This is a genomic window from Paenibacillus lautus NBRC 15380, assembly GCF_004000945.1.
Classification (GTDB): domain Bacteria; phylum Bacillota; class Bacilli; order Paenibacillales; family Paenibacillaceae; genus Paenibacillus_AQ; species Paenibacillus_AQ lautus.
This window is the reverse complement of the sequence record NZ_BIMF01000006.1, coordinates 109,789-123,658: the sequence shown is the minus strand read 5'-3', so window position 1 is coordinate 123,658 and position 13,870 is coordinate 109,789. Positions and strand designations below refer to the sequence as shown.

13 protein-coding genes are annotated in these 13,870 nt (G+C 52.1%); 6 read left to right on the top strand and 7 right to left on the bottom strand.

What is annotated here, in order from left to right; all coding sequences use genetic code 11:
* The first annotated feature begins 8 nt into the window (after positions 1 to 8).
* Both PLA01S_RS13335 and PLA01S_RS13330 read left to right on the top strand, forming a co-directional pair.
* A complete protein-coding gene (locus PLA01S_RS13335) occupies positions 9 to 326 on the top strand; it encodes a hypothetical protein (RefSeq protein ID WP_246059477.1) in 318 nt (105 codons plus the stop codon).
* A 66-nt stretch (positions 327 to 392) separates the two neighbouring features.
* Positions 393 to 1,973 carry a sigma-70 family RNA polymerase sigma factor gene (locus tag PLA01S_RS13330; RefSeq protein ID WP_371860415.1) on the top strand — a complete coding sequence of 527 codons (1,581 nt, stop codon included), beginning with the start codon at positions 393 to 395 and terminating at the stop codon, positions 1,971 to 1,973.
* 181 nt (positions 1,974 to 2,154) lie between these two features.
* Here PLA01S_RS13330 and PLA01S_RS13325 read toward each other — a convergent pair whose 3' ends face one another.
* Positions 2,155 to 2,919 carry an SDR family oxidoreductase gene (locus PLA01S_RS13325; RefSeq protein ID WP_127592634.1) on the bottom strand — a complete coding sequence of 255 codons (765 nt, stop codon included), beginning with the start codon at positions 2,917 to 2,919 and terminating at the stop codon, positions 2,155 to 2,157.
* A gap of 178 nt (positions 2,920 to 3,097) precedes the next feature.
* Entirely contained in the window at positions 3,098 to 3,925 is an 828-nt protein-coding gene (locus PLA01S_RS13320; protein ID WP_127592633.1) for a MerR family transcriptional regulator, read from the bottom strand.
* 228 nt (positions 3,926 to 4,153) lie between these two features.
* On the opposite strand from PLA01S_RS13320, the gene PLA01S_RS13315 reads away from it, so the two are divergent.
* Positions 4,154 to 4,609: an SgcJ/EcaC family oxidoreductase gene (locus PLA01S_RS13315; protein WP_127592797.1), complete on the top strand. Its 456-nt coding sequence runs from the start codon at positions 4,154 to 4,156 to the stop codon at positions 4,607 to 4,609.
* 22 nt (positions 4,610 to 4,631) lie between these two features.
* On the top strand, positions 4,632 to 5,438 hold the full coding sequence (locus tag PLA01S_RS13310; protein ID WP_127592632.1) for a phosphotransferase family protein: 807 nt from the start codon (positions 4,632 to 4,634) through the stop codon (positions 5,436 to 5,438).
* A gap of 77 nt (positions 5,439 to 5,515) precedes the next feature.
* Here PLA01S_RS13310 and PLA01S_RS13305 read toward each other — a convergent pair whose 3' ends face one another.
* Positions 5,516 to 6,121: a DJ-1/PfpI family protein gene (locus PLA01S_RS13305; protein WP_127592631.1), complete on the bottom strand. Its 606-nt coding sequence runs from the start codon at positions 6,119 to 6,121 to the stop codon at positions 5,516 to 5,518.
* 27 nt (positions 6,122 to 6,148) lie between these two features.
* A complete protein-coding gene (locus PLA01S_RS13300; protein ID WP_127592630.1) occupies positions 6,149 to 7,390 on the bottom strand; it encodes an MFS transporter in 1,242 nt (413 codons plus the stop codon).
* A 129-nt stretch (positions 7,391 to 7,519) separates the two neighbouring features.
* Between PLA01S_RS13300 and PLA01S_RS13295 the strand changes: the two genes are divergently transcribed.
* Positions 7,520 to 8,872 (top strand): aminotransferase-like domain-containing protein, encoded by a 1,353-nt coding sequence (locus PLA01S_RS13295; RefSeq protein ID WP_127592629.1) that lies wholly within the window; start codon positions 7,520 to 7,522, stop codon positions 8,870 to 8,872.
* Between the two features lie 144 nt (positions 8,873 to 9,016).
* On the top strand, positions 9,017 to 9,706 hold the full coding sequence (locus PLA01S_RS13290) for a hypothetical protein (protein WP_127592628.1): 690 nt from the start codon (positions 9,017 to 9,019) through the stop codon (positions 9,704 to 9,706).
* Here the strand turns inward: PLA01S_RS13290 and PLA01S_RS13285 are convergent.
* From PLA01S_RS13285 to PLA01S_RS13275, 3 genes are read right to left on the bottom strand one after another with little or no spacing between them, the layout of a single operon-like run.
* The gene (locus PLA01S_RS13285; RefSeq protein ID WP_127592627.1) at positions 9,701 to 10,792 is read right to left on the bottom strand and encodes a DUF418 domain-containing protein; all 1,092 of its coding nucleotides are present in this window, start codon (positions 10,790 to 10,792) and stop codon (positions 9,701 to 9,703) included. The genes PLA01S_RS13290 and PLA01S_RS13285 overlap by 6 nt on opposite strands.
* A gap of 2 nt (positions 10,793 to 10,794) precedes the next feature.
* Complete coding sequence (locus PLA01S_RS13280) at positions 10,795 to 12,726, bottom strand: ABC transporter permease (RefSeq protein ID WP_127592626.1); 1,932 nt, start codon at positions 12,724 to 12,726, stop codon at positions 10,795 to 10,797.
* Positions 12,701 to 13,471, bottom strand: coding sequence for an ABC transporter ATP-binding protein (locus tag PLA01S_RS13275; RefSeq protein ID WP_127592625.1), 771 nt, complete (start codon positions 13,469 to 13,471; stop codon positions 12,701 to 12,703). The genes PLA01S_RS13280 and PLA01S_RS13275 overlap by 26 nt, the downstream gene beginning before the upstream one ends.
* Positions 13,472 to 13,870: the final 399 nt, after the last annotated feature.

The window sequence follows — 13,870 nt, the reverse complement described above, 5'->3', positions numbered from 1 at the left end:
GATTCATGATGAGAGATAAGAATACGGCGACTCTCGTTGACGGATTATCCATACTGTCGCAGAGTAGACGGCAAACAGGGGATATTTGGCAAGCCCATTACGGAGCGGCAGCGATCGCGGATTATTTTTTTATAAAAGAAAACCATTTGTCCGGGGAGGTCGAAGAGGCTGTGGCAGCGGAGAACCGGGGGATGATCGGCAAGTATTTGCAGCCGGGAACGGTGCCAGTTTTTTATCATCATTGGAACCGTGTTTCGGAAGCGCCGGCGAAGGCAATGGAGAATTTCCGATATATTATCCATCCGGTGCAGACGGTCATTTCCTGAAGAGAGGTAACCTTTTTTATACGAATCGGCACTTAAGTGTTAGAGACACCGGGAAGGGAGGTTTAAGTGAACGTGTTCCAGTGGATTGAGGAAGCCCGGCGGGGCAGTGCGGAGGCCCAGGAAAGCTTGGTCCGGCATTTTACCGGCATGGCGCTGGCTGTGGCCTACGATAAATTGCGTGATCCCCATTTAGCGGAAGATGCCGTGCAGGAGGCATTTACGGAGGCTTTTGCGAATCTGCATAAGCTGCAGGATCCCCAGCGTTTTCCCGGATGGCTCAAAGTGATCGTTGAGCGGCAGTGTTACAGGGACTTGCGCCGCAAGCAATTTCAGACGTTACCGCTGCATGAGGTTGAGCTGCCGGCTGGAGATCAGCGAAGCTTAGAGTCGATCGTGGAAAAGAGAGAGATGATCGGTCAGCTGCATGCCACGATCGCGGATTTGCCACCCGGCATGCGGATTGCGGTCCAGCTCTATTATTTTCAAGGCTACCGCCTGCGGGAGATCTCGCAATATTTGGATATATCCTTGCCGGCTTTGAAGAAGAGACTCTTTGATGCCCGGCGGAAGCTGAAGAACACGCTTCATGTAGCCGACTTTGTATCGGTGTTCACCGATCTGTATGAGGGAGGCAGGCGTATGCTGCATATCGTTAACGGGGATTCAGTAGGGGATAAGCTGAAGCAAGGGAACGTTCAAGGAGATATCCTGGTGTGGAGGGAGCTTTATTCGTTTGGTCCGGTCTTCACGAAGATGGACGAGCCGGATCATCGGAGCACAAGAGCTCAGTATCTGGAGCAAACGCTGGGAATTCCGCAGAAGGAATATGTAAAGACCTGCGAGTCGCAGGAGAGGAAGCTTCAGGATTTTAAAAAATATGATGAAGTCGTGCTCTGGTTTGAGCATGATCTGTTTGACCAGACGATGCTGTCTTATTTGCTGCATTGGTTTAAGGATCGGCCACTCGGAAATACGAGGCTTAGCCTGCTGTGCATTGGCGCATACCCAGGCATCGAGCTTTTTCGCGGGCTGGGGCAGCTTAGCACGGAGCAGCTCGAGACGTTATCGGGCACATGGCACACGATTGGAGAAGAAGAGCTTATGCTGGGCAGCATGGTGTGGGAAGCCTATACCTCGGATCAGCCGGAGAAACATCAGCGCATGCTGGAGGTTGATTCCTCGGCACTGCCTTTTGCAAGCGATGCATTCGAGGCTCATCTGGCACGGCTGCCCTCTGTGAGCCATGGACTCGGGATCATCGAGCAGACGACGTTAGAGGCTGTAGCGGGCGGAATCCATAAGCCTTATGAGTTATTCCGAAAGGTAGGTGATAAGCTCCATACACTCGGAATGGGAGATCTGGAGTTCTGGTATTACCTGGCGAAGATGACGGAGGGGCCGGATTCCTTGCTGGTTATCGATGGTACAGCACCGTTTCCCGACTTTAAGCTGGCTGTACCCCATTTCCAAGATCGGGTGCTGCAAGTGACGAGTCTGGGGCGGGAGGTGCTAGCCGGGAAGGCCGACTATGCCTACACCGGAACCATCGATAAATGGGTGGGTGGCCTGGATGTGCGGGGTAAGGCGCCGTCATGGCGCTGGAACCCGGAGCGGAAGTCGGTTGTGCGGATGGCCGAAACCGATTAAACAACTGAAACAAGAAAAAGGGCGATCCTTGCTTGGCGTTGATGCCAGGCAAGGATCGCCTCTTTTTAAGATATCAGAAAGTATAAACTTCGGAGGATCTGCTGCCTGATATCGCAAGAAAACTACCGCTAAACGCGGTCTGTCTTCTTTGAGAGTACGTCGATTGACGTTGTTCTTATAGTTACAGATGAGAGCCGCCGGTTGCGTCAACCATTTGTCCCGTCACCCAGCGCCCGTCGCTTGATGCCAGAAACGCTACGACATCCGCAATATCCGACGGCTGACCGATTCGGCCAAGCGCGGACATCTCCGCGGCATGCTGCTGCCCTTCCGGCGTATGCAGCCATGAAGCATTCACATCCGTATCCACGATGCCTGGAAGAACCGCATTCACCGTAATCCCGCGTGGACCAAGCAGCTTGGCGAGATGCAACGTGAACGTATTGATGGCACCCTTGGTTATGTTGTAAGCCATAATATGCGGATAGGCGATACGCGTAACACCGGAGGAGATGTTGACGATGCGTCCGCCGTCACGAAGGAGCGGCAGCGCCTGTTGGACCAGGAAGAACGGTGCTTTTACATTGACGGCAAGCAGCTCATCGAAGCTTTCCTCGGTCGTCTCTTCAAAGGTGTTGGAGGTTCCGATGCCTGCGTTATTCACCAGAATATCGAAACGGTTGTCCCCCGTTACGCGAAGAAGTTCCTCCTTCAGCGAATGAATCAGCCCTTTTGCACCGTCTACCGATTCCAGTTTGGCGCCTAGCGCGATAGCTCGCCCACCCTGATCTTGTATGATCTGGACAACCTGATCCGCAGCATCCCGGCGGGTTCCGTAATGCACAACGACCAGAGCCCCTTCTTCCGCTAACCGAAGCGCGATTCCTTTGCCGATTCCTCGGCTTCCGCCTGTAACCAATGCGATTTTGTCTTCCAATCGTTTCATGAAATCCCACTCCTCTTGTTCGATTTAACGCTACTGTACACTCTCCTGTTAAGGGGAGAGTCAAGAGGGCGGGAAGAGTTTTTCAATAACAAAAAAAGATCTCGGATTACTGCCTCTGCAAGTACGGATGAAGACTGGGTCGAGGTTCGTTTCGGTAGCCTATCACGGCAAGGAAGAGTTACTCCGCGTTACCTTGCAAGGGGATAAGCAATTCCGCAGGGCGCTTCTTGCCGTAGATATCTTTATCCGAGGTGAGATAGATCTCGCGGATCGGCTCCAATTCCGACTGAACGAGGCCTTGGGACGAAATCCATGCCTTGAGCTCGGGTATAACGGGGCAGCTATAGACGCATGGATCACAACGATGTACAAGAGATGCGGCAGATTTCAGCTCCGGCAGGAAGTCCACACGGACGCGGCCATTAGCAGGTATGTCCCTGGTTATGGGGACTGCGACTTCGATGTCCGCGATGTCGGCATTCTCGCTGCCGTGGTCATGCCAAAGGATGGTTAGCTGCCTAGCTTCCTCTTCTCCGTAGGAGGTCGTGTATTTCGTAATCTCATCAAGCAAGAGACATAGTTGGCTGCGAGGGACTTGGTCGCGAATCGAAGCGGCGCGCTGGGATGGGACTTCCCGGATAATGGGGCCACCCGGATTCCCTGCTTCGGATCGTTCCAAGCGCGTCATCCTGCTGTTCACTTCATCCAACTGCAGCTGGAGGCTCCGCATCGCATGCTGAAGCTCCGTCATTTTATCCGCAAGTTTGTTCTTGACGACATCGGTTCCTATATCCTCTTCAAAAAAAGGTTTGAGCTGTTCCAAGGTAAACCCCTGTTCCTTATAAGCGGCAATCCGCTTAACGGTCAGAAGCTGCTCTTCGGAATAGTAACGGTATCCGCTTTGTTCATCAACATGGGCTGGCTTCAATAGGCCCAGCTCATCATAATATCGCAATGTTTTGATGGAAATGCCGCTGACCTTGGCAAAAGCGCTGATCTTCATCATGCCGATTGCAACCTCCTTTACGATTCGGTCTGCGTGGATAACGATATCATATCTTGCGCTCCTGCTTACGTAAAGAACTTGACGCGCCGTATCTGAAGGAACAACTCGGTCCCAAGACCGAGTCGGTTTTCATCCCGTGGCGGGAATTCAATTCGGCCGGATTATCGTACAATGTGTTTAAAGAAGGTTCAGTGATCCCGCTTAAGAGCGAGAAAGGAGATAAGGATGATGAACGGTACGCACGAGGATCGCCAAGCGATCCTAACATTGTTGGCTTCGCTGTCCAAGGCATGGGGAGAAGGGAACGGTCGGGCTTATGCGGAATGCTTTACGGAAGATGCGGATTACGTGACATTTAGCGGACAGCATTTGAAAGGCCGTAAGGAGATAGATGAGGTTCACCAGGAGCTATGGAATGGGGTGCTGCGCGATTCACAGCTGGTAGCGGGACCCGCCCCAACGGAACTGCGTTTCCTCACCCCGGAGCTTGCGATAGCCCACGCTACAGGAGCAGTTCAGCTAAGATTTCATAAGAAGCCGCCCACCAGTCGGTTCTCGATGAATACCAACGTGCTTATTAAACAGAGCGGAGAATGGAAAATATCGGCATTTCACAACTGCCGGATTCAGAGGCCAGGCTGGATTCAGCGGTTGATGATGCGTTCGAAATCAAAATCCAGCTGACGTAGGAAGCGGAGGAAATGCTTTGAAGAAGGGTATACAGATTGGAAGAGGCAGGAGCGCAGAGGTGTATGAATGGGGAGAGTCTCAGGCTTTAAAGCTGTATTATGAAGGGCACCCCCCGGAATGGGTGACTTATGAGGCGGAGATGGGCCGCATCGTTGCGGAAGCGGGCGTGCCTACCCCTGCCGTCTTTGACATGGTGGATATCGAGGGACGAACGGGACTGGTGTATGAACGGGTGACAGGACCGTCGATGCTGCATCAGGTTCAATCGTCACCGCGCAAGCTTACGAAGTGCGCCCGTGAGATGGCACGGCTCCAACATGCGATGCATGGCTGCACGACAACCTTGCTGCCGCCGCAAAAAGAAAGGCTGGAGCATGCAATTCTTGATGCAAGCGGCATCCTGCAGGGAAAGGCGCAGGCCATATGCAAGGTACTGGACTCTTTTCCTGAGGGGGATTCCATCTGTCATGGCGACTTCCACCCGGACAATGTGATCGTGGCGGAGAGCGGATACCGGGCGATCGATTGGAATAACGCCACGATTGGTGACCCTCTATGCGACGTCGCCAGGACATCCCTGATGTTTCAATCTCCTTTTCATCCGCTCGAACAGTCGAGCCTTATGGTGATTCCGCTTCGGATGGCCCGAATCCTGTGGAATAAAATATACCTGAATGAATATCGTCGATTATCTCATGCAAAGATGGAGGAGATCGACCGCTGGATGCTGCCGGTAGCGGCAGCCAGGCTGAGAGAGGATGTCCCTGGAGAAAGAGCATGGCTGCTGGGTCTAATCGATGATCGGCTGCGTGTATATGCTTAATGGAGATTATCACTGTCTAAGAACTTATTGGCTTCTTCGATAATGGGGGCAATGGAGCGGTCCCTAAATTCCGGAATCTACACGCCCGTCTTGGCATGATAGACCGAGGATGAAGTTCCCGTCTGGTAATACGGGTAGCTCATATCCGACTGCACCCGTTCCGCAGCGGCTGCATCGGTTAACCTCTCCAGTACGTACAGGCCCAGATCGATGGACGAGGAAACCCCGCTGCCCGTAAAGAGGTGGCCATCCTGTACAATGCGTGCATGAACGACTTCCTTGCAGTAGGGTGCCAAAAGCTCGTAAGCTGAACCATTGGAGGTAGCCCGTTTACCCTCCAGCAACCCGGCCGCCCCAAGAAGCAGTGATCCGGTGCACACGGATGCGAGATATTTTGCTTCCCGGGCTGTCCGCAGCCAAGCCAGTACATTGGGGTCGAATCTCAATTCCCTCGTAGTAAAGCCACCAGGCACGAAGACCAGGTCATATTCCGACAGATTGGGTCTCACCTTGGATATGACATACTCCAGTCCGCGATCATCCGTAATTTGCGGGCTCATCGCGCAGTAATCCCAGGAGATTTCCGAGTCGGGACGGATGCGGGAAAGCCTGGTCATCACTTCGGTGAAGCCGATAAGGTCCAGGGATGTCATCCCATGGAACAAAATAAAAGCCATTTTCATTAAGAGCACCTGCCAATAGGGATTTTATTAAGCCTCGGCCGCCGACGGACTCGGGACGGAACGTCTTCGATTCGACGAACGATGAATTTGATAGTAGCCCATAGCCGACAAAGCGCTGAACATCAGGTTGAGGCCGATCAACCATTGGTAGCTGTTCGTGAGGTCAAACAGGAATCCGCCGGCGAAGGAACCGAGAACGGCTCCCGCCTGATGGAAAATAAGCAGCGTTCCTGTCTGCAATCCAACGGAGCGATTGCCCATAGCTTCGCTAGCTACCAACATGCCACCGGGGATGGCCCCTAAATAGCTGGCTCCGAAGATGATCGAGAAGACGATCGGAGAGACACTGAAGTGCAGAAACAGCATCGTAAAAGCCAGAATTCGGAATAAGTACAGGAAGGACAGTGCCAAACTTCTCGACATCCGGTCCAGGAGCAAGGCAAACAGCAGCCCGCCTGCCAACTCAAGCAGGCCGAGAATGCTCAGTGAGGATGTGAACATCACCGAGCCGACATGATCATGCCGGTGGATGGCCATCAGATGCATTTCAACCGTTCCCATGCTGAAGCCGCAAGTGAACAAGGCGAAGATCACCAAGAGTACCGTACGGTTGCTTACCATCTCCCTGGCGATCGAGAGGAACGGCAGCCGTCCAGTTGTTGGGGGCGAATCCGAAACAGAGGATTTCTCTTTGTGCTGACCTGATTGGTGTTCTTTCATGATAAGAAAAGTGAGCGGTATGGATATGAGCGTAATCCATAAGGTGATGGTGAATGCCGTTGTCCAGTCGAGCCAATCCCGGTTGCTAACAAATAGAGGCGTCAGTATGGCCAGTCCGAGGGAGCTTGCACTGGTCATGATCATGAGTGCCTTCGCTTTATGCCGGCTGAACCAGCTTGTAACTACGACATATCCGGTACTTGCGGCCATGCCGGAGAGGCCGGAGAGCAGTCCGAGCCCTATGAAAAATCCCGCTGGATGATGAAGCGTAAGCACGGTCAGCATGGACAGTACGCCAAACAGAGCGTTCAGGAGCATCATTTTTTTGGGGCCGTATTTATCGGTTAACCATCCGCCGAGGGGAGAACAGATAGCGGCAACCGCAATGTTGAAGGACCATGTGAAGCTGATAAAGGTCAGGTCCACGCCCAAATCCCGTGCCATTTCGTGCTGGTAATAAGACATGACAAACCGGCTGATTGCCGCTGCAAAACCAAGTGTCCATAGAAACAGTAGTATGATCCACGCATAACCCCGGTCTTTTTTCATCGCTGCGCCGTCAGCTCCTTTCCTGTGTCTTTACTTCCGCTATGTCATGGAATAAGCTAATTCTAATCATGGGGCAGGAAATGAACAGGACAATTTATATCAACTGTATCAATACAGGGGGATGAGCGGATGGACACGAAGCACGAGCAAATTGTTGCGTATATGATCCGGGAAGTGGAAGGGGGGCATATCCGGTCAGGTCATAAACTGCCTTCGGTCCGGGCGGTGGCCAAAATGTTCTCCTGCAGTCCCAACACGGTCGTACGTGCATATCAGACCTTGGAGCGTGACGATGTCATCTACCCGGTAGCCAAGAGCGGATACTACCTTGTAGAAGGGAAGAACCGCACCTCGACGCGAACGGAAAGCGAGCCGATTGATTTCGCCTCAACGACACCCCGGGGCGATTTTTTGCCGTTCCAGGAGATGGAGCATTGCCTGCGTAAGGCGATTTCCGTGTACAAGGAGGAGCTGTTTGGTTACACCGATCCACAGGGGATCTTCTCTTTAAGGAACGAGCTGAGTAGGTACTTCTATGGGCAGCAGATCTTTGCGAAACCCGATCAAATCGTTGTGGTCACTGGAGCGCAGCAGGCCTTCTCGATCCTGACGCGTTTGCCTTTTCCGGGTAAGAGGCAGGCGGTGCTGGTAGAACAGCCGACGTATTTCGGTTTCTTGGCGGCGGCGCGCGTTGCAGGCTGTCCGGTGATCGGAATCCGGCGCGATGAGCATGGTATCGACATGGAGGTGTTGGAGTCTCATTTTTGCAGTGGACAGATCAAATTCTTCTATACGGTGCCGAGGTTCCTCAACCCGCTAGGCACCTCGTATTCGCTGGAGCAGAAGATGCGTATCGCGGAGCTTGCCCGGCAGTACGATGTCTATATTGTGGAAGACGATTATCTGGCGGATTTGGAGGAAGATGCGAAGGCGGATCCCTTGTACGCACTGGATCAGTCAAGCCATGTCATCTATGTCAAAAGCTTCTCGAAGACGATTCTACCGGGCATTCGAATGGGTGCCGTTATTCTTCCCGAGCTCTTGCTGGATTTGTTCATAACGCATAAGAACGCTGCGGATATTTCATCTCCGATCCTCTCCCAAGGTGCGCTTGAAATTTACATAAAGAGTGGAATGTACAGCCGCCATGCAGCCAGAATCCGTGCCCATTATCAGGAAAAGATGCGATATGCCACCGAGGTATGTGCCCATGTTTTCGGCAGCGGCATTCCCTATACTTGCCCTTCCTCCGGCGTGTTCATCACCCTCCGCCTGCCGAAGTACGTAAAGGCATCTGTGCTGCAGGATCGCCTGAAGCACAGAGGGGTTTCGGTTACGAATGTGGATTTGCATCTGCTGCCGGAGAATCAGCAAAATGACCGGATCCGGTTATGTATAATCGGGGTGGAGAAACCCCGGATTGAGGCGGGATTGACTGTAATCGAACAGGAGATCAGGCGCCTGGAGCGGAGGATGAAATAGCGGGAGGGAACAGGAGGGATAAGAAGAGCGCTATGCAGGGTCACCTTTCACCAAAGTTGCCGGAATATCTCAAGCTTCTAGTTTCAATACCGAACGGGAAGTATAAGGATAGATAGACGACGAAGCAGAAGGTGGGAAACGCTCATGAGCAAATGGAAGGAAAATACGCAAGTTAGCCGTTATGCAGGCATCAGCATTTTATTGGGCGGCGCGCTGTTTGTTATAGCTACGCTTATGCACCCTCCAGCTACCGATCCGTGGACGGGTCATCATGTCATTTCTATGATTCCGGACATGCTGACCTATTGGCAATGGGATCACAGCCTGATGCTGACAGCTATATTATTATGGCTTGGAGGACTGTCTCTAGGGGAGACTGTGGCCGGTAGACGTCCGGCTGCGATGATGGCTGCCCGCTTGTTCATTGCGGCGATGACGATATGGGTGCTCGTACTCGCGATGGAATTAACCGTTCTCCCGGTGCTGGCCGAGGAGTGGGACTCGGTTCAAGATCCAGGAACGTCCGCCTTGGGTGTCGGGTTATTTGCGTTCGGTATTATGGCCGGAGATTTTGCCATGATGCTGGCCTGGATCGGAATAAGCCTGCTTGGCATGTCGCTGCTCTCTGAAGGTAGTATGAAACCGGTCATGGCATGGGTAGGCATAGGAGCAGGGGTGTGGGGAGCGCTTGGAATACCTGTAGCACTGCTGCTTCCGAAACTCAGTGTTATCATCTACCCGGTCACCTCAGGTCCTGTTTTTATATGGACGCTGATATTGGGAGTTTATATGGCCACTCGGCAAAAAGAAACCCAAAAAACAGGGGCCCTATAGGACTCCTGTTTTTTTGCGAATCGGCACGATGGTCCAATAGGTACCGTAACGCCACAACCATTCGAGAGGTCCGTATTGGTACCAACGAATCCACAGATTGCTGGCTATGATCTGGAAGACCACAATCCCTAAGGAAACGAGCGTAGATACGACATACGTGGTGGGCGAGGCGTTTAGGATCAAGCGCTGAATACCTACCAGAAAGACGGTCTGCCCAATGTAGTTGGTGAGCGCCATCCGCCCATATGCCTGCAACGGATACAGCATCTTCGCACCTAGGCGGGTACGCTCAAGCATTAAGAGAGAGCTTAGATAAAATACAGATACGAGAGGGCCTGTCGCCACCCCGATATGTGCCAGAGTGAAGGCCGCTTCCATGGTTGGTGACGGCTGCACGCCTTCTACCTCGAATAAAAAGGAAGGCATGGGCTCGGAAGGTGCCACCCGCCACATTGTGACGATGACGACGATTGTTCCTAGCAAAGACAGTACCCAAATCATGCGCAACGAGCGTAATCTTAATCCATTGTTGATCGCATCGAGTAATCGATATTGGCCTGCGGCCAGCCCTAACAGGATCAGAAAAGGGATGGTCAGGAGTTTGACACCCATAACGGCCGCTATCACAAACCCCGCCAATCCAATACTAAGATTAACCCTCCGCGGTGCCCAATAGAGAGGGAGTGCAAGCAGACCAACAACTGCATAATAGAATAATGCCTCGCCCGATTGATATAACTGATGTATGACGCCGATCAGAACCAGAATGACTAACCGGCGGATATACAGCCGAAGCCTTGGCTTTCCATCCGTTGCAGCGCTTCGGGATAGGAACATATAGAACCCGAGTCCGAACAGGAACGTGAAGATGGTGTAGAATCGGGCTTCCACGAAAAAGTTAAGCCCTCGCTGCAGCCAAAAATCAGCCGCGGTTTCCGGCGTGGCGATGAGCCAGAGCGCCAATACGTTAACAAACGGCAGACCAAGCAGGGCAAACCCCCTGAACTGGTCTAAAAAATGTAATCGTCCCTTTCCAAGGGCGGGCCGATGCTGAGTCGCGGTGTCGTGTTGTCCTTCTTCATGCATGATCACACCATCATCCTGTTCAGGGATTTAATATATCGGGCTCTGGCGATCAGGAAATAAACCATTTGGGCGGCCAAGAATGCCGATGAGGCTGCCAATACAGGTCCGTTTACATTCGGAACATCCAGGTATCCGAGAATCGGGTCGAGCACGACCAAGGACTGCAAGGCTGCAACCAGGATGGGAATAAAGAACAGTACGGCAATCTGAATGGTTGCGGAGATGTTCATCTCCCGTGCGCTCAGTCCGATCTTGGACAGGGAATGGTACATCGCCTGGTCGGCCGAAAGCTCCGTATGCAGCTTGAAATACAGGAAGCTTGCGGTTGAGATCGAGAAGATCAAGGCGACAAACACCCCGATAAAGCTGAATAACGAAAATCCTTGTTTATTGGTGTAATAGTTCTCCGCCCTGGATTCTATATAACCTTCACTGATTGCACTTCTGTTCCATTCCGACAGCTCAAGGCCGAGCTTGGTTTCAGGATCATCCTTCTGGGGGAGTCCTTGGGAATCGGGAAGAATAAACGGATACGTATGAGTCACACTGAGTTCATCTGTTTGTTTCCCGCCCCGTAGCTCTTCAAACATGGTGTCCGTCACGACCAGCAGCCTGCCGCTGTATACCACAGCCGCAATCCGGTCTGTGCGGTTCTCCAAGCTGAAAGAGTAGGGCTGACCGGATAATTCGATATCCGTGCTCGTTAGCTTCCCCTTACTCTTTTTCGCTGCATTCGGGGTTTCCGCCAATAAGGCTTCATTCTCGCCGAGTGTCCCAGCCGGCTTGGTATTCATCATGGCCGCCAAATGGTCGTATTGGGATTGCGGCATGATGTGTAAGGAGTCCTCCCCATTCGCTGACAAGCGATAGTAGATGGTATCGACATCCGCCCGTTTATACTCCAGCCCTTCTGTCTGCAGACGATTTTCAATCAGGGCCAATTCTTCCTGCACCTTCGTCTCGTCGGCATTGCTATAGTAGCTGTAACTAAGCGCGTACGGGTTATCCAAATACACCGATTTGATCGATTGCTGCATAGCCAGTACAAAACCGGTGCTCATGGAAGCCAGCGCTACCACAACCGTAACCAGAAACAGCATGCGGGCATTATCCTTGATCTTGTAACTCATTTCGGAAATCCATAGCAGGTTCGTTCCTTTCCAGGTGGTCGCACGATTTCGCTGCAGCATGCGAACAATCCACACGGATAGCTGGGAGTAGAAGAAATACGTGCCCATAATTCCGGTTACCGCAGCGATCATCAGTCCCACAGGATCTAACTCTTTGACGCGAAGGACGGTAAAGCCGACGGTAAGCAGCACCACGCCCAAGATGGCCAGGAATAGATTGGCTTTTGGTTCGGTTTTCGGTTTGCTGGTGCCTTTGAGAAGCTCCAGGACTTGATTCTTCCGGATAAACAACAAGGTGAAGAGCGAAATAACGAGAAACAGCGCAGTGAAAGCACCGGCTGTCAGCAGCATGGCTTTGACCGGCCAATAGAACGGCAGCTCGTCCATATCGATCACCTTGGTGCTGATGAGCAGGAATACCTTGGATAGAAGCATTCCGCTGGCGATGCCCGTTACGATGGCAATGGCGCCAATCAGAACGTTCTCCAGGAAGATCAGCCAATTGATCTGTTTGGCTTCCGCTCCGAGGATCGTAAGAATGCCGAATTCGCGGTTCCGCGACTTCAGGAAGACGCTGATCGAATACAGCACGAATAAGAACGCAAACACATAGACGATCACGGTGGCAATGGTCATTCCCGTACGCGTCATGGTACCCATGGGCGAATTCTCGATGGCTGGATGATAGATGAATACCGCATACGTAAAGAAGATCATGACCATGAATGAGCTGCTAAGCAGGTAAGCGAAATATTGACGCGCGTTACGCCGGACGTTGTTAAACGCGAATTGAGGAAAGCTCACTTGTATTCCCTCCCCAGAACGATAGCGTATCGATGATTTTTTGGAAAAAGGCCTGCCGGTTCTCTCCGCGGTGAATTTCGGCGGCAAGCTTGCCGTCTTTAATAAAGACGATGCGGTTGCAATAGCTTGCGGCCAGAGGATCATGCGTAACCAGCATCAATGTGGTGCGATCCCGCTCATTGATCTCGGCTAACGACTCCATCACGATCCGTGAGGAGTTGGAATCGAGAGCTCCCGTAGGCTCATCCGCAAGCAGTAACAGAGGCGCGCCGATGATAGCCCTGGCAATCGCGGTGCGCTGTCGTTGACCTCCCGAAATCTCGTACACGCGTTTATTCAAAATTTCGCGGATGCCAAGCCGCGAAGCGGTTTGCTGCAGCAGCAAATCCATGTCCTTGAGCGGACGGCGGTCCAGCGTAAGCGGAAGCACGATATTCTCGGCAACCGTTAACGTATCGAGCAGATTGAAGTCTTGAAACACAAAGCCGAGCTGTCTGCGGCGGAAGTGGGCAAGCTCGCTTTTTTTCATGGTGTAAGGATTTTTGCCCCCGATCTTAACCTCGCCGGAGCTAGGACGATCGATGGTGGATACCATGTTCAGCAGGGTGGTTTTGCCGCTGCCGGAAGGGCCCATGATGCCGACGAATTCTCCTTCTTTGATGGTGAGATGAATATCGGTAAGAGCTTGTGTCGCCACTTTGCCCGCATATACTTTGTTTAATGCTTTTACTTCAAGAATATCCATAAACCCCGAAGCCCCTTTCTGTATACCTTATTAGTGTGCGAGTTCAAAAAAAGTCGGATTTTCAGCACCGAAGCGTATGCTTCCGATGTGTGTTTTTTTCAAAACGCTTCAGGTTGGATGAAGCTAGGAAGTGAGGAGCGGAGCTAAACGTTTTCGTAGAAAACGACATCGGAAGCATCTGCTTGTTTTGGGTACGTGAGCACCTGAAATGTTTCCGCAGGAAACATGCTTCGGAAGCATCTGCTTAGGCCCGGCTGAATTCAAGATTCGATGCCGAGTTACTTCTTGACTCCCTTCGTGATCAAAAGACGACTTTTTGAACAACATCTTAGTGTAACCTAACTCTATCGTATACGGACCTGACCCTGCTATGGATTTAGGTGAAACGGAGCTTACATC